11 protein-coding genes are annotated in these 16,654 nt (G+C 72.2%); 3 read left to right on the top strand and 8 right to left on the bottom strand.

Annotated elements, in window-relative coordinates:
* Nucleotides 1-10 precede the first annotated feature (10 nt).
* The 3 genes from AC0NH5_RS08595 to AC0NH5_RS08585 all read right to left on the bottom strand — a co-directional run bounded on the left by AC0NH5_RS08595 (nt 11) and on the right by AC0NH5_RS08585 (nt 3,634).
* Nucleotides 11-469 (bottom strand): DUF4262 domain-containing protein, encoded by a 459-nt coding sequence (locus AC0NH5_RS08595; RefSeq protein WP_474401679.1) that lies wholly within the window; start codon nt 467-469, stop codon nt 11-13.
* Between the two features lie 112 nt (nt 470-581).
* Nucleotides 582-2,945: an FtsX-like permease family protein gene (locus AC0NH5_RS08590; protein ID WP_474401676.1), complete on the bottom strand. Its 2,364-nt coding sequence runs from the start codon at nt 2,943-2,945 to the stop codon at nt 582-584.
* Nucleotides 2,942-3,634: an ABC transporter ATP-binding protein gene (locus AC0NH5_RS08585; protein ID WP_474401674.1), complete on the bottom strand. Its 693-nt coding sequence runs from the start codon at nt 3,632-3,634 to the stop codon at nt 2,942-2,944. The genes AC0NH5_RS08590 and AC0NH5_RS08585 overlap by 4 nt, the downstream gene beginning before the upstream one ends.
* 145 nt (nt 3,635-3,779) lie before the next feature.
* Here AC0NH5_RS08585 and AC0NH5_RS08580 point away from each other — a divergent pair, with 145 nt between their 5' ends.
* Together AC0NH5_RS08580 and AC0NH5_RS08575 are read left to right on the top strand one after the other, a co-directional pair.
* On the top strand, nt 3,780-4,601 hold the full coding sequence (locus AC0NH5_RS08580; protein ID WP_474402373.1) for a sensor histidine kinase: 822 nt from the start codon (nt 3,780-3,782) through the stop codon (nt 4,599-4,601).
* A complete protein-coding gene (locus tag AC0NH5_RS08575; protein WP_474401672.1) occupies nt 4,598-5,263 on the top strand; it encodes a response regulator in 666 nt (221 codons plus the stop codon). Before AC0NH5_RS08580 ends, AC0NH5_RS08575 begins: the two co-directional genes overlap by 4 nt.
* Nucleotides 5,264-5,269: 6 nt before the next feature.
* Here the strand turns inward: AC0NH5_RS08575 and AC0NH5_RS08570 are convergent, their stop codons facing one another.
* The 3 genes from AC0NH5_RS08570 to AC0NH5_RS08560 form a co-directional block, all read right to left on the bottom strand.
* Nucleotides 5,270-6,604, bottom strand: a complete 1,335-nt coding sequence (locus AC0NH5_RS08570; protein ID WP_474401670.1) for a hypothetical protein — start codon at nt 6,602-6,604, stop codon at nt 5,270-5,272.
* Nucleotides 6,605-6,643: 39 nt separating this feature from the next.
* Complete coding sequence (locus AC0NH5_RS08565; protein WP_474401668.1) at nt 6,644-7,423, bottom strand: hypothetical protein; 780 nt, start codon at nt 7,421-7,423, stop codon at nt 6,644-6,646.
* Nucleotides 7,424-7,547: 124 nt separating this feature from the next.
* Nucleotides 7,548-10,010: a glycoside hydrolase family 3 N-terminal domain-containing protein gene (locus AC0NH5_RS08560; RefSeq protein ID WP_474401667.1), complete on the bottom strand. Its 2,463-nt coding sequence runs from the start codon at nt 10,008-10,010 to the stop codon at nt 7,548-7,550.
* Between the two features lie 227 nt (nt 10,011-10,237).
* Between AC0NH5_RS08560 and AC0NH5_RS08555 the strand changes: the two genes are divergently transcribed.
* Complete coding sequence (locus AC0NH5_RS08555; protein ID WP_474401665.1) at nt 10,238-11,377, top strand: acyl-CoA dehydrogenase family protein; 1,140 nt, start codon at nt 10,238-10,240, stop codon at nt 11,375-11,377.
* Here AC0NH5_RS08555 and AC0NH5_RS08550 read toward each other — a convergent pair.
* Together AC0NH5_RS08550 and AC0NH5_RS08545 are read right to left on the bottom strand one after the other, a co-directional pair.
* On the bottom strand, nt 11,374-13,494 hold the full coding sequence (locus tag AC0NH5_RS08550; RefSeq protein ID WP_474401663.1) for an Ig-like domain-containing protein: 2,121 nt from the start codon (nt 13,492-13,494) through the stop codon (nt 11,374-11,376). The two genes, AC0NH5_RS08555 and AC0NH5_RS08550, sit on opposite strands and share 4 nt — an antisense overlap.
* A 73-nt stretch (nt 13,495-13,567) precedes the next feature.
* Nucleotides 13,568-16,516 carry an NACHT domain-containing protein gene (locus AC0NH5_RS08545; RefSeq protein WP_474401661.1) on the bottom strand — a complete coding sequence of 983 codons (2,949 nt, stop codon included), beginning with the start codon at nt 16,514-16,516 and terminating at the stop codon, nt 13,568-13,570.
* Between the last annotated feature and the right edge of the window lie 138 nt (nt 16,517-16,654).

The raw sequence follows: 16,654 nt of genomic DNA, 5'->3' as shown, positions 1-16,654 counted from the left end.
GGCGTCCGGGTCAGCCCCGGGCGGCATACCGGCCGAGGACCGGCATGTCGGCGACCTGCGTGCCGGGCTGCCAGGGCCAGCGGTGGTGCCGGTCCGGCCAGACGATCTGCAGCGCCTCCACGGCGGTGCCGGCGTAGAACTGCGCGGCGACGGGCAGGTGGCGATCCGGTTCGATCACCGTGACGAACGCGGCCGGGTGTCCGTCGAGAACGTCGTCGGCGTGCTGCCCGCCGGTGAACGACCGCCGGCCCGCGATGACGTCGCCCGCGGCGGTGCGCAGGGCTGGTCGCGCGAGGTCCGGCGGCAATCCGTACAGGATCAGCTCAGGATGGTCGTGGCCGGTCAGGCCGATCGTGTACCAGCACGTCTCCAGGAGTGCCGGCTGCGGCACGAACTGGAGGTACACGCCGTCCCGCGCGATGGTTTCGCCGACCTGGCGAAGCCCGGTGTCCTGGTGTCCGGCCGTCATTCAGGCACACCCCCCATTCTCGCTGCGGCTGGATACCCGGAAGGCGCACGTCCACACGCCCCGGGGTCGCCGCATCCGGCCGGATGCGAGCCGAGCGCGCGACGCGGCCGGGTCACTCGTTGTGCAGCACCCGCGCGATGGTCAGCCGGGCCGCCGCCCGGGCCGGCAGCAGAGCGCCGAGCACCGCGATCAGCACCCCGCTGAGCAGCATCAGGATGACGGTGCCGGGGGACCAGACTGCCAGCACGTACTCCGGCAGGCGGATCTTCGCGGCGTCCGCGGCGAGCGGGACGACCACCCCGTGCGCGATCATGCCCAGTGGCAGCCCGATCAGCCCGCCGGCCACGCCCAGTACCGCCATCGACGTCACGGTCATGGTCACCACCTGCCGTGGTGTCATCCCGATCGATTTGAGCATGCCGAGGTCACGCCGCCGGTCGTGGACGTTGAGCGCGACCGTGTTGAGGACGCCCAGGGCGGCCACGGCGGCCAGCAGCAACCCCAGCACCGTGGAGAAGGCGGTCACCACGACGGCGAAGTCGCTGCCGCCGCTGTTCACCCAGGCGAACAGGCCAGGATCGGCCGTGTTGACTGCCGCGGCGAACGCCTGCATGTCCGTGCCGTCGGCCACCTGGACCTGATAGAAGAAGTCGACGGGTTCGGCGTCCGGGAAGTCCCGCCACTGCGCGAACAAGCCTTCCGGGCCGGGAAAGCCCCGGACCGTCTCGCCGACGACGGTCATCTCGCTGCGCACGCCCCGCATCTCGATGGTCAGCCGGTCGCCGACGCGCAGGCCGCGTTCGTTGAGGAGCTGGCTGGGCGCCACCACCTCGTTCGGGCCGGCCAGCCATCGGCCCTCCAGGATCTGCTCGCGGTAACCCATCTCGGCGACGTCACCCCGGGCGAAATTGATCAGGACGGGCTCGTTGTCGCCGGGCACCGTCACCTCCCGGCCGAGCGACACCGCGACGCGTGCGGCGCCGGGCAGACCGCGCAGCATCGCCTCGGTCTCCGTGTCGGTCGCGGTGGAGGTCCGGCCGAGCTGGCTGGCCCGGACCCCGATGCCCCCGCCGGAGCGGTCGCCGATCTCGGCCACCCGGATGATCGAGTCGGACAGGCCCGTCGCGAACGTCACGGTGACCACGCCGAGCAGCAGCGACGCCATCGTCAGGGCGGTGCGGGCCGGCCGGGCGAACGGCAGGCCGAGTCCGAGGCTGACCGAGCGCGGCAGGCGCGTACCGGAAAGGGCCCGTTGAATGCGCAGCGCGCGGCCGCGCCGCGGCATGCTGCCGGCGCTGATCGCCTCGGCCGCGGAGAGCCGGTGGGCGCGCCAGGCGGGCAGGAGGGCGGCCAGGACGACCATGCCCGGTACGCCCAGCAGCGCGACGGCCCACACCCAGGGCCGCACCCCCACCTCCCCGAAGCCGAGTCCCCGGAAGGTGTCGGTGAGCATCGGCCGGGCCGCGAGCGTGCCGAGCACCGTCCCCAGCACCGCGCCCGCCAGCGCCGGGACCATCACCATGGTCAGATAGACGATGACCACCTGGCGCGGGGTGAAACCGAGCGCCTTGAGCACGCCGATGTGCCGGAAACCGGAGACCACGGCGCCGCTCACCACGTTGCCCACGATGATCAACGCGACCAGCAGGCCGAGCACCCCGAAGGTGCCCAGGAACGGCAGGTACGTGCCGGGCTGCGCGGCGACCCGCTCCTTGATCACCAGGTACGGCTGGGCCGCGATCAGCGCGCCGGCGGGGAGCCCCGTGGTCACCCCGGCGAGACGCTGGTCGACGGCGGCGCGGCTGGACACGTCGCCGGTGAAGCGGTAGAGCATCTGGATCCCGGTCGGCTTGAGCGCGGTGACCTGCGCGGGTGTCACCCAGCCGTCCGCCGAGCCGCTGACGCTGTGCGCCCAGCCGACCACGGTGAACGTCGTCCCGCCCGCGGTCACCGTCGACGTCTCGTCGATGATGCCCAGGTCGAACGCCTCGGTCTGGGGCACCTCGTTCAGCACGATCTCGCCCGGCGCGGACGGCCACCGGCCCCGCCACAGGTCGAGCTGGTCGACCGCGCCACCCGGATCGGCCCGGCCCACCACGGTCATCGGGCCGTTGACGCCCGGCATCGGCCGTTCGGTCTCCGGTTCGAGGACGACCTGCCCGAACGGCCCGTTGGCCGCCGCCACTTCGTCGCCGGCCGCGGTGAGCCGGTCGCCGGTGACTCGGGCCGGGTCGTAGGCGGCGATCGCGTGCGCGCCCCGCTGCCGGTCGAAGGCCCGGTCGAAGGGCGCCGACGCGGCATCCAGCAGGGCCAGCGCCACCACCACGGTGGTGGTGCAGAGCAGCACCACCAGGAAGATCACGAAGGTCTGCAGGCGCCGGCGCCGGACGGCGGCCCGCGCGGCGGTCCAGACGGCGCCGCCCGCACCCGCGCGCCGTGTCCCGGCCGGCTCCGGCACCACGATCTCGGCTCTCATACCCGGTCCAGGGCGGACTCGCGGGCGATCCGGCCGTCGGCCAGCTCGACCAGCCGGCTCGCGCAGCGGTGCGCGAGGCGCTCGTCGTGGGTGACGATCAGCAGGGTCTGCCCGATCTGGTTGAGGTCCAGCAGCAGGTCCATCACCTGCTCGCCGGCCCGGCTGTCCAGCGCGCCGGTCGGCTCGTCGGCGAGCAGCAGCGCGGGCCGGTTCATCAGCGCCCGCGCCACCGCGACCCGCTGCCGTTCGCCGCCGCTGAGCGCCGCCGGATAGATGTCGCGCCGGTCCGCGATGCCGAGCTCGTCGAGCAGCTCCAGGGCCCGCTTCCGGGAGGCGCGGACGCCGGTGCCGGTGAGCTGGGCGGCGAGCGCCACGTTGTCCAGCGCGGGCAGGTCGTCGAGGAGGTTGAAGAACTGGAAGATCATGCCGAGGTGGTGGCGGCGGAACAGCGCCAGCCGCGTCTCGTTCATCTCGTCGAGGCGCTCACCGTGCACGGTGACCTGCCCGGCGGTGGGCCGGTCCAGGCCGGCGATCATGTTGAGCAGGGTGGACTTGCCACAGCCGGAGGGGCCCATCACGGCCACCGCCTCGCCGGCCATGATGTCCAGCGACACTCCGTCGAGGGCCACCGTGTCCCCGTACTCCTTGCGGACGCCGTCCAGGCGTACCACCGGGTTGTCTGTCGTCATGGGACTGACGCTACGGAGGTCGTACGGCTGAAGGCATCGACCGGGAGGTGCAGCCGGCCGGCGCCGTCATCCCGGGGATGTAGCCGCCTCGGCGCCGGGGATGATGTGCCGGCGGCGGCCGTCTGCGAAGGTTGGCGTCGTGGGGATGGTGTGGCTGGCGATCGCGCTCGCGGTGGCGCTCGGCGCCGCGGCCGGGCTGGGGATCGCGCTGGTGCGGGCCCGCCGGCGGCACGCGCGAGCCCTTGGCGAGCGCGGCTGGCTGCTGGAGCGTGAGCGGGAGAGCGCCGCCCGGGCGGCCGTCGACGACGAGCGGGCCCGGATCGCGCGGGAGCTGCACGACATCGTCAGCCACAACGTCAGCGTCATGATCGTGCAGGCGGGCGCGGCCCGCGAGGTGCTGACCACGCTGCCGGTCGAGGCGGCGGGCGCGCTCACCGAGGTCGAGCGCGCCGGGCGGACCACCATGACCGAGTTGCGGCACCTGCTGGGACTGCTGGCGCCGGCCGCGGACGGCGAATCAGGCGACGACAGCGAGGGTACGACCTTCGCGCCGCAGCCGAGCCTGACGCGTCTCAGCCCGCTCGTGGACCGGATCGCCTTCGCCGGCCTGCCCGTCGAGGTGCGGATCTCCGGCGATCCGCTGCCGTTGCCGTCCGGGATCGACGTGACGGCCTACCGGATCGTGCAGGAGGCACTGACCAACGCGCTCAAGCACGGGACCGGCGGGAAGGCCGAGGTGACCATCCGCTACGCGCCGCATGCGCTGCGCGTCGAGGTGCTGACCACCGGGCCGAGCGTGCTCACCGGCGATCCCCGGCCCGGCCCGGGTGACGGGTCCGGCGCCGGGCGGGGGCTGCTCGGGCTCCGGCAGCGGGTCGCTGTCTACGGCGGTGACCTGGACGCCCGGCGGCGTCTCGGCGGGGGTTACCGGGTGCGCGCCCGGATCCCGTTGGGAGCGCCGCGATGACCGGCCCCCGGGTGCTGATCGTCGACGACCAGGAGTTGATCCGGGCCGGGTTCCGGCTGATCCTCACCGCCCGGGGCATCGAGGTGGTGGGGGAGGCCGCGGACGGGGCCGGCGCGGTCGCCGCCACGTCCAGGCTGCGCCCGGACGTGGTGCTGATGGACATCCGGATGCCGGGGATGGACGGCCTGGAGGCGACCCGGCGGATCCTGGCCCGCGACCCGTCCTGCCGGGTGCTGATGCTGACCACCTTCGACCTGGACCGGTACGTCTACACAGCGCTCGCGATCGGGGCGAGCGGGTTCCTGCTCAAGGACGTCACCGCGGACCACCTGGCGGCCGCCGTCCGGCTGGTCGGGACCGGCGACGCGCTGCTGGCGCCGTCGATCACCCGGCGGCTGGTGCAGCGGTTCGCGTCGCCGGGCAGCGACCAGCCACCCGCCGTGCACCGCGACCTGACCGCGTTGACGCCGCGCGAGCTGGAGGTGCTGGGCCTGCTCGGGCGGGGCCTGTCGAACACCGAGCTGGCCGGGACCCTGACGCTGAGCGAGGCGACGGTGAAGACACACGTCGCCCGCATCTTCGCCAAGCTGGCGCTGCGCGACCGTGCCCAGGCTGTCGTGCTGGCCTATGAGACCGGGCTGGTCACCCCGGGTGACACCTGACGATCGTCAGCCCTCCGGGAAGGATGGCGTGATCTCGCCGGTCGGCGTGGGAACCGGGGATTCCTCGGGGAGTTCCGAGGCGCCGGTCCCGGGAGACTCGCCGGCCGATGCAGTGACCGACGGTTCCGTGAACTCGCTCGGGAGAAGCGGTGTCTCCGGCTCGCTCGGCGATGGTTGCGGCTTTACGGGCGGCTGCGGCTCCGGAATCCGGTCCGGGGAGATGCTGGTGTACCTGCGGCTCCGCTTCGGTGGGTCGGGCATCACCGGATCACCGGTGCAGGAGAACACCTGACGCGCGCCGTGCCCGCGGACCCGGGATTCGACCAGCTTGCGTTTGATCCGCTCTCGCCGATATTCGATGCCGAACGGGCCGATGTCCAGCGGATAGTCGTCGACCTCGGCTTCGACGTCGTACGTCATGGTGGTCGTCGTGCCGGCCTCGGCGAGACGTGACCACAGCCGGTCGGACCGGAAGAACAGCTGCTCGGCGGTGACCGGGCGGAACGGGTCCCGGCGCAGCCTGGCGACAGGTCCGCCGAGTCGGGTCTCGGTGCGCAGGTTCAGCTTGCGGGTGACCTGTTCGAGTCGTTTGCCGCTCTGCCAGTCGGCGACCGTCTCCAGCCGCTCGGGCCGGGCCCCGGCGTCGAAGAACATCTCGTAGGCGATCGCGAACCGCCCGTTCCGGGCCCGGGGCAGGCGGTCGCCTGCCACGCCGAAATGCTTCAGGAACTCGGCCGGCGGCTTGCCCTCGAAACGGCCCTGCACCGAGCGCCGGACGCTGAAGCCTTCGTCGCCGAAGAGGGTGAGGTGGCCCTTGGCCTGGGCGTCGAAGGTGAGCCGGCCGGCCAGGCCGGCCGGGAGCGGCTCGGTCCGGCCGGACGCCCGGGCGCCGAGACTGAGGATCAGCTGGTGCCAGCGGCCCGGCGGCCACTTCTCGCCGAGCAGGTCCTCGGCGTCGTCCTCATCCCTGCGGACGTAGGCGAAGCCCACCCCGGTGGTTCCCTCCACGGCCGCCCGGGCCGACGGCCCGATCCGCTTCACCCACGAGCCGATCTGCACGCCGAGCCGGTTGGCGGCTTCGGCGCCGCCCGTCAGGTCGTAGATCAGCGTGGCGGTGTACTCCCGGTCCTGCGTCCGCGGATCGAGCGTGACCGTGAGGGTCCGGGTGGCGGAGGCCCCGGTCTTGACGACGTAGGCCTTCGCGTTGACCGAGTCTTCCTTCGTGTCCTCGCGAATCTTGCACATATAGCCGTTGGCGGCGCTCAACCTCTCACTGCACGCGGTAGGAAAGGTCAGCACCATTAGAGTGGTGACCATCGCCGAGGCACGGCGCATCTTCATGAGGCTCTTTTCACATTACCGCCGGCGCCACGGAAATCGTCACGGGCACGCCTGCATGAAACGACGTTCCTGTTCGGCGTCGGAATAGGTTCTCTCGCGCACCAGCAGATGCACGGCGACGTTCTTGGCGGGCACCAGGATGGTGGTCCGCCCGCAGGCCAGGATCGCCACGTTCTCGCGGCTCCGGCCCAGGTACATCAGGTGCCCGGCATCGAGCCCGCCGGGTCGTCTGGCCGGCTCGCCCAGCCAGGTGACGGTGGCGCGGGTCGCGCGGACGTCGATGAACGGCACCATCAGGCTGATGCCGTCCCCGCTGTGCCCTCGCATCGCCTCCGCGGCCTCCTCCTCGATCTGCATCTCCACCAGGACGAATCCCACCGGGACGAGGACGGCGAAGGCCAGCGAGGCGCCGCCGAGCAGCCGCCGCAGACGAAGGTTGTGCCATGCCGCGGGCGTCCGGCCGGCGCGGGTGTGCCGGTCCCGGGTCGAGTAGGCCGCATAGATCCAGCCGACCAGGCCGGCCGCCGCCATCCCGACCAGCGCTATCCACGCCGCGCGGCTGAGCACGGTGAGCCGGTCCCAGCCGACGTCCTCCGGGCGGATCCCGAAGTCGTCGTAGAACTCGACGTACAACGCATTGATCAGCACGTAGACGGTGGCGCCGACGAACGTGCCCAGTGCCAGAAGGCCCTCGACCACGCCGAGAAAGGTGAATTTCGGCTTGCTCTGCTGCGCGCCGGAAGGCGCGTTCCCGTCTGCTCCGGAATGCGGCGCCGTCGTCGCCGGTGGTGGAGCAGGCGTCGTTTCCGACGTCGACATGGCAACGATTATCCGCATGCCGTGCGACTGGAACGCCGCGCTCAAACGTCCCGAATCAGACAGAATCCTTTCCCGCTGAACAGCATTTCCCCGCAAGGGCGTGCGGCGCGGGTTCGGCGCGCGGTCACTCGGTGGCGCAGGTGGCGCCGTTCAGGGTGAAGGCGGCCGGGCGCGGGTTGCTGCCCGGATGCATGCCGTTGAAGCCGAAGCTGACCGTGGCGCCCGGCGCCAGCGCGGCACTCCAGGACTCACCCGTGGCGGTGACCGCGGACCCGCTCTGGGTGACCCGTGCGGACCACGACTGGGTGACCGTCTGCCCACCGGTGAAGGTCCAGCTCAACCTCCACGGGTCGACCGCCGCCGTCCCGGTGTTGGTCAGCGCGACCGTGCCGGTGAAACCCGAGCTCCAGTCGTTGCTGGTGTACCGCACCCGGCACGACGCCGTGGAGGTCCCGCCGGTCGCGGTGGTCACCGCCAGTGCCGCCGAGCGGCCGGACCGGTTGCCGGCCCCGTCGCGTGCCGCCACGGTGAACTCGTACCGGGTGGCCGGGCTCAGCCCCGAGACGGCGAGACCGGTGGTCGCCGGCGATCCGATCAGCACCCCGTCCCGGTAGACGTCGTACCCGGCGAGCCCGCTGCCGCCCGTGTCCGCGGACGGCGACCAGGACAGCGTGAGACCGGTGGCGGTCACCCCCGCCGAGGTTAGGCCCGCGGGCACGGCCGGTGCGCTGGTGTCCACGGGCGGCGGCGTGTCCGCGTAGGTGAGCCCGTAGCCGTACGGGAAAAGGGGTGTCTTGCCGTCGCCGTCGTTGATCGGCTGCTGGGTCGCCGACTGCATCCACGTCACCGGCAGCTTGCCGGTCGGCGCGTAATCACCGAACAGCACGTCGGCCACCCCGGCGCCCTCGCTGCCCGGCAGCCAGGCGGCGACCAGGGCGTTCCAGTCGCCGATCTGGGCGGCGACGTCCAGCGGGCGGCCGGACACCAGCACCACGATCACCGGTACGCCCGTGGCGCGCAGCCGGGACAACGTGGCCAGATCGGTCGCGTCCAGACCCAGTGAACCGGGCCGGTCGCCCTCACCTTCGGCGTACGGTGTCTCGCCGACCACCGCGATCGCCGCCCGGTAGGTGCTGTCGATGCCGGCGCCGTCCCGGGCGTACGTCACGGTGGCGCCGCTGCCCACCGCCGACCGGATGCCGGCCAGGATCGACGTGCCCGGCACCGTGTTCCCGCTGGCACCCTGCCAGCTCAGCGTCCACCCACCACTCTGGTTGCCGATGTCGTCGGCGCTCTTGCCGGCCACGAAGATCTTGCCGCCGGTCTTCGCCAGCGGCAGCACCCCGCCGGCGTTCTTCAGCAGCACCTGCGACTGCCGCACCGCCTGCCGCGCCAGCGCCCGGTGCTCGGCGCTGCCGATCGTCGAGGCATAGGTGCGGTCGGCGTACGGCTTCTCGAACAGCCCCATCTCGAACTTCTTGGTGAGGATCCGCCGGTTCGCGTCGTCGATCCGCGACATCGGGATCTGCCCCGCCTGCACCGCGGCGCGCAGATGGCCGGCGAACGTCTTCCAGTCGGTCGGCACCATCGCCATGTCCAGCCCCGCGTTGACCGCGGTGACCACCTCGGCCTGGGTGAAACCCGGCCGGCCGTCGAGCTGGTCGATGCCCGCCCAGTCCGACACGACGAAGCCGCTGAACCCCAGCTCGCCCTTCAGCAGATCGGTGACCAGATATTTGTGGCCGTGCAGCTTCACGCCGTTGAAGCTGCTGAACGACACCATCACCGACCCCACGCCCCGCTCGATCGCGGCGGCGAACGGCGGCAGGTGCACGGCGCGCAGCTCCGCCTCGCTGACCTGCGTGTCCCCCTGATCCACCCCACCGGTGGTGCCACCGTCACCGAGGTAGTGCTTGGCGGTGGCCAGCACCGATGCCGGCCCGTCCAGCCGCGCCCCTTGCAGGCCGTCCACCACCGTCGTCATCGCCGTCGCGATCTCCGGCTTCTCCCCGAACGACTCGTAGGTGCGCCCCCATCGGTCGTTGCGAGCCACGCACACGCACGGCGCGAACGTCCAGTCCTGCCCCGCACCGGTGACCTCCTCGGCGGTGGCCCGCCCGATCCGCTGGACCAGCGCCGGGTCCCGGGTCGCCCCGAGACCGATGTTGTGCGGAAAGATCGTCGAGCCCGGCACGTTGTTGTTGCCGTGCACCGCGTCGATGCCGTAGATGATCGGTATCTGCAGCGGCGTCGCCAGCGCGGCCCGCTGATAGTTGTCGTACATGTCGGCCCAGCCGGCCGGCGTGTTCGGCGTCGGCGCCGACCCCCCACCGGACAGGATCGAGCCCACCCGGAACGCGGTGACGTCACCGGCGGCAGTCGCACCCCGCTCCGACTGCATCATCTGCCCGACCTTGTCATCCAGGCTCATCCGGCCGAGCAGATCCGTGACCCGGGTGGCCACCGGCAACGCCGGATCCTGATAGGGCAGCACGGCGGCCACCGCCGCCGACCCGCCCAGCGCGGGCACAACCCCGGCGAGAAGCCCGCTCAACCCCAGAAGCACGGTCGCCGCTCCAGCCCGCATGTCATCCCTAACGTCGACGCAACATCGACCCGCATCGTCACATGGGAGCGCTCCCATTACAACAGCATGTCCACCGTGTGAACATCACGCCCCGCCGCACAGACGAACCGCCGGACTCCCGGTCACCCCGCAAAACTGTGTGTTGACTTCGGGTGCGATGCGAGCCCGAAGTCAACACACCGGCTTCTGCGGCTGTCGCTGCGCTGAACGACCGTTAAGCTCACCCCATGACCGTGGAAAGACTGCTTCCCACCCCCGAGGCACACGACCTGCTCGACCTCACCCGCGAACTCGCCACCCGCGAACTCGCGCCGCGGGTCGACGACTTCGAGGCACGCGGCGAGTTCCCCCGGGACGTCCTCCGCACGATCGGCCGGTCCGGCCTGCTCGGACTCCCTTATCCCGAAGCCGACGGCGGCGCCGGTCAGTCGTACGAAATCTATCTCCAGGTCCTGGAACTGCTGGCCGGAACCTGGCTCGGCATCGCCGAGGCCGTCAGTGTGCACACGCTCTCGTGTTTCCCGGTCGCGGCTTTCGGCAGCGACGAGCAGCGCAAGATGCTGCCCGACATGCTCGGCGGTGAGCTGCTCGGCGCCTACTGCCTGTCCGAGCCGCAGGGCGGTTCGGACGCCGCCGCGCTGACCACCCGGGCCGTCGCCGAGGGTGACGAGTGGGTGGTGAACGGCACGAAGGCGTGGATCACGCACGGTGGCCGGGCCGATTTCTACAACCTGTTCGTGCGCACCGGCGGGCCGGGCGCGAAGGGGATCTCCTGCCTGCTGGCCGACGCCGGCACGCCGGGACTGCTGCCGCAGCAGCCGGAGCGGTTGATGGGACTGCGGTCGTCGGCGCCGGCGCAGATCGTGCTGGAGGACGCGCGGGTGCCGCGCGAGCGCCTGGTCGGCACGGAGAACGAGGGCTTCGCCATCGCCATGCAGGCGCTCGACGCGGGGCGTCTCGGCATCGCGGCCTGCGCGGTCGGGCTGGCGCAGGCCGCGGTGGATTACGCGACGGGGTACGCGCGGGAGCGTGAACAGTTCGGCAAACCGATCGGCCGGTTCCAGGGCATCGGTTTCATGCTCGCCGACATGGCCACGCAGGTGTCCGCGGCCCGGGCGCTGCTGCTGAACGCGGCGCGGCTGAAGGACGCCGGGCGGCCGTTCTCGGTGGAGGCGGCGAAGGCGAAGCTGTTCGCCACCGACGTCGCGATGCGGGTCACCACCGACGCGGTGCAGGTCCTCGGAGGGTACGGCTACGTCAGCGAGTACCCGGTGGAGCGCTGGTTCCGGGAGGCGAAGGTGCTGCAGATCGTGGAGGGCACCAACCAGATCCAGCGGCTCGTCATCGCCCGCTCGATGGTGGGTTAGGACAGCACGGCGAACGCGTCGACGCTCATCCTCGGCCGGCCGCCGGTGGCCCGGTTCACCAGCTTGACGGTGTGCGCCCCGGCGCTCGGCCAGGTGACGACGTACAGGACCGTGCGGTGCTGGGCCCGCCCGGCGTACTGGCTGAAGGTGCCGATCTTCGTGCCGTCGGCGTAGACGTCGACGTCGCTGCCGGCCTTGTCGCGGGTGCCGACCCAGCCGAACGACCGGCCGGTGCCGGTGACGGTGAAGGTCGCGGTCCTGGCGGTGGTGGTGTGCTCGCTCCCGCCGAGCAGGGCGCTGCCCTTGACGGTCTTCCACGTCCCGGTGCGGGCGGTCCGGCCGCTGTCCAGGGTGCCGGTGGTCCACGGGCCGGTGACAGTGCCGCTGTGGCCGATCCGGTCGGCGACGGAGAGCTGCCACCGGGTGCGGGCGCCGGTCCGGACCGTCGCGGTGGTCTGCCGGGCGGACGGGTCGAGCGTGGTCCAGCCGGCCGGTGGCTGCGCGATCTTCTGCCGGGCGACACCGTTGTGGTCGGTGAGGCCCCAGGAGACGGTGACCGGAAGGCTTGTCGTGCCGGCGGTGCCGCCGGGGCGCAGTCGCGCGGTGGGGGAGGGGTCGCCCTTCGGTGCGGTGCCGTCGACGGTGACGGAGACCGGTGGGGTGGTGGCCCTGTTGCCGTAGAGGTCGGTGGCGACCGCTTGCAGACGGTGGGTGCCGTCGGGCACGGGAACGGTCGCCGTCGTCGCTGTGCCGGGGACAGTTCGTGCCGTCCTGCCGTCGACCAGCAGCGACACCGTGGCGACGCCGCTGTTGTCGGTCACCGGTGTCCAGCTCACCGGCACGGTGCCGGTGGTCGATGAGGCCGGGCCTCGCAAGGTGAACGCCGACGGCGCCTCGGTGTCGACGGCCCGGGTGAACGTGACCGGCAGGCCGGCGGCCGTCGGGGCGCCGACCCGGAGGCTGAACGGTCCCGACCAGCCCTCCCCGGGCCGTAGCACCGGGACCCGCTCGTCCGGGTGGAACGAGACCATGTTCTGGTCGCGGTCGAAGCCACCCGTCAGCGTGCTGTCGACGAGCCGGACCGCCAGCCCGGTGCCGGTGCCGAGGCGCTCGTCGAGGCCGCCGCCGTCGCGGTACTCCAGCCGGTAGGTGCGGGTGCCCGCGGTGTAGGTCACCTGCCGCAGCCCGGTGCCGCCGGTGAGCGGGGCCAGCACCACCTGACGGTCGCCGGTGAGCTGTTCGGTCCCGCCGGGCAGCACGCCGAGCGTGTCCAGGTGTGCGGCGCTCAGCTGGCCGGTGGCCAGATTGCCCATGATGTCCCAGCGGTCGGCGTACCCCTCGACCTCGCAGTGGTCGGAGAGCGGCACCCGCGAGCCGGCGCCGGATCGGCAGTCCAGGCCGTTGCTGTGCCGCAGGCCCATGTTGTGGCCCAGCTCGTGGCCGAGGACCAGCGGGTTCGTGGTCCCGTTGAGCCAGACGAAACCGTCGCCGTGGCGGCCCGGTCCCAGGTTGCCCAGACCGGACCAGCCGCACGCCGGCTGCGCCGGGAAATAGGCCACCACATGGTGGAACCGGTCGCCGGTGGTGTCGCCGGCGATGGCTCGCGCGGCGCTCTGGATCGCTTCCGGGTCACAGGCGCCGGCCGGTGCGGCCACCTGCCGCGGCGCGGTGATCCGGTCCACCATGAACCGGACGGCGCCGCCGGTGGAGGAGTCGTAGTAGGCGTCGGCCTGGGCGGCCAGGGCCTCGAGCTGCGCCGTGCCGGGCAGGGCGGCGCCGGCCTGCCAGAAGAGCGGCACGATCGTGAGGTGATGCGTCCCGGCGACGCCGGGTGCGGCCGCGATCGAGATCGGCCCGGTCACCCCGGTGACCGTGCCGTCCGCGTCACGGGTGACAGTGACCCGCGCGCCGGAGCGGACGGTGCCGGCCATGCCGTCCGGGACGGCGATCGTCGTGCCGTCACGGGTCACCACGACCGTGGACTCGGTGCCGCCGGGAAAGACGTCGGCGACCGTGCGCTCCAGGACCCCGCCCACGGTGACCGGGGCCGGGGCGGCGTGGGCGGCGCCCGGCACGACGAGCAGCGCGGCCGCTCCCCACAACCCCACAGCTCTCATGGCCGCCAGCATCGGCACGGCGGACCCCGACCTGAGGACCGTCGCCCATGATCACGCCGGCCGCCCCGGACACCTACCCGGGAGAGCCGGCGGGCGCCGAACCGGTGTGCACGCTGATGTCCCGCAGGGCCGCGGCGAGCTCCTCGACAGGCTCGCCCGCCGGCGGATCGATCACCCAGAGCGCCGCGACCCGGGTGCCCGCCAGCGCCGCCAGCGGTCCCAGCGAGCGTGGCCGGACGATGGTGAGCACAGAGACCGACGACTTCGCGAGCGCCTCCAGGTCCAGATCGTCCAGCTCGCCGGTGACGGACAGCCAGCACAGGTTCGGGAACCGGTCGAGGCCGGTCAGCCGCCGGTCACCGGCCCGGTTGGTCACCGCCAGCACCCGCAGATCGAGGGCGGCGGGCAGCTCGTGCAGGCCGTCACGGAGGGCCGGGTGCCGGATCGACAGCTGCCGCAGGTTCGGCGCCACCAGCGTCGAAAGATCGGCCGGCGTCTGATAGACCGACAGGGACCGCACCGAGGTGCCGGACAGGTCCCGCAGCGCACTGCACCCGATCAGCTCGAGCGTCTCCAAGGACCGGCACCCGGCCAGCGGCGACAGGTCGGTGACCACGTCGTTCTGCATCAGCTTGAGGCGGCGCAGCGAGCGGATCCCGGCCAGCAGGGACAACTGCTTGACGTCGCCGCGGACGGCCACCGACGACAGCCGGCGCAGGTGTTCCAGGTGCACCACCTCACGCCAGCCGTGCCGATCCAGATAGTGGTCGCCGAAGTCGACCTCGGCCAGCACCTCGCGGGCGTACTCGGCGCGGTCGTCGGACTCGCGCCAGGCCCGCAGCAGCTCGTCGATGACCCGGTGCTTGGGCACGTCGGTGAACTGTTTGATCAGCTCCCAGGCGCCGGTGCCGCCGATCATCGCGGCGGCCCGGATCACCGCGGCGGCCTGGTCCCCGGTCAGGCCCGCAGGCCCCGGCAGCAGTTCCAGCACGAAGGAACCGGCGCGGGCCAGCAGCTCGGCCTCGTCCGGGCCGGACGGCGGGATCAGCCGCCGGGCTGCCTGTTCCACCTGGAGGCGCACGTCGTCGGTGTTGGTGACGACCACCTGTTCCAGGCAGGCGGCGGCGATCAGGTGCAGCCGGTCGCGGATCCGCGGGTCCCGGTCGCCGCGGGAAATCAGTTCGGACAGCAGCCGGTCGCGTTCCCGCCGCGGTGCGTGCGCGACTGCCATCACCACGACGTCGTACCACTCGGTGAGATGCGCGTTCTGCAGCAGGTAGTCGAAGTCACCGACGTCCACGATCTCCCGGCCGGCCAGGAAGTCGCGGAACGTCCGGTGCAGGAACTGCACCTTGTCGTCCTCCGGCACCCTGAGCACGCCGGTGCGCTCCAGCAGGAACCGCAGCACCTGCGACGGATCGGTGTCGTGCGAGCCCAGGCCGCCCATGTGCCCGCTGATCCGCTGCACCGCGGTATCGGTGCCGATCAGCAGGTTCTGGTTGCGGACGAACGAGTACGCCAGCCGCTGCAGCAGCACCACCTGCTCGGCCTTCTCGAGCGACAGCCCCTGGCCGATGTGCGGCTTCTTCTGCTCGTCCCAGTCCTCCAGGAGCAGATCGAGCGCGGCCTCGTAGATGCCCTTGCGGTCCTGCGGCAGCCGGGCGTACGGCTTCTGGGCGAGCGCGCAGATCAGCCCGCACAGCAGCGGGCTGCCGGCCAGTCTGCGCAGCTCGGTGTTGGTCTCCAGGACGCCGGCCAGCTTCTCCCGGGCCTCCGCCAGCCGTTTGCGGGCGGCCCCGTCGGCCCCGTCACGCCGGCCGGCCGCGTCGTGCCAGAACTCCAGGAACTCGGCGATGCCGCGCCGGCTCATCGGCAGCAGGTCGTACGTGACGAAGCCGTCCTCGGCCAGCCAGCCGGTCTCCACCGCGAACGGCCGGGTGGTCACCACGCAGCGCACCTCGGGATAGGTGGCGACCAGCTCACTCAGCCAGGCTCTGACCTGTTCACGGCGGCCCGTCGGCACCTCGTCCAGGCCGTCCACCAGCAGCAGCGCGCGTCCGGAGCGCAGCAGGGCGTTGCCCCAGCCGGGCGGCATCTCGCCGGCCATCAGGTCGTCGGCGGCCAGCACCATGCGGTCCGGCTCGGGCAGGGTCTGCCCGAGGTGACGGCGCAGCGGCAGGAAGATCGGCACGAGGCGCCGCCCACCGGCCCGCCCCGCCTCGGTCACCGCCAGCCACCGCAGCAGGGTCGTCTTGCCGGCGCCCGCGCCGCCGCGCAGCAGCACCCGTGAGCCGGTGGCCAGGGCATCGGCCACCGCGATGCCGGACCCGGTGTAGTCGCCGTCGTGCCCGCCGGCCCGCGCGACCTTCATCGCCACGTAGGCCTCGGTGAGCGGATAGTTCTCCGCCCGCCGGCCCATCGCCACGCCGAACAGTTCGACCTGGTTGAGCTCGCGCAGCACCTTCGCGACATAGTTCTCCTCGAAGGCCCAGGACGCCTCGTCGCGCTCCCGGCGCAGCCGGTCGGGAAGTTCGATCAGCGTGCGCTCCACCCGCTCGAACCGGTCGAAGACGCCGATCTCGACCGCCGCCTCCCACTCCGGCTGCCGCCGGACGTGGTCGATCAGCTCGGCGCAGACCGTGGTCAGGATCCGCTGGTAGGCGGCGAGCCCGGCGTCGCTGAGCCCGGCACGGTCGCGCACCTCCACCGACGCCCGCTCGATCCGCCGCCGCAACTCGTCTGCGTGCAGGTTGGCCGCGAGGATGGTCTGTTCGGTGATCGGCCCGGCCGCCTGCAGCGAGTCCCGCACGGCCAGCACGGCCGCCTGCCACTCGTGCTCGGGCAGCGCCCGCAACTCGCGCGAGCGCAGGGCGGCGGCCCGGCTCGAGGTGGCCCGGGCCACCTCGCGGTGATCACGGTCGCCGCTCCCGGCCCGGAACCCCAGTCGTTTGACCAGGGCATCCGCCGCGTGGGCGGCGATCTGTTGCGCGACTGCGCCGAGCACACCCAGCAGAAAATCCATGATGCGGCGATTCTACGGACGCCGGGCCAGCCGGTCGCTCCCGATAACCGGTGCCGAACTGCCCCTGTTCCGCGTTCCCGCTGATCAAGAGCCTGCGGCGAGGTGTAATGGGATGACCGGGGTCAGGGGCTGACGGGC

This window comes from Actinoplanes sp. 13 (assembly GCF_056134165.1).
Note: the sequence above shows the minus strand (reverse complement) of the source record. Positions and strands in the feature narration are given on the sequence as shown.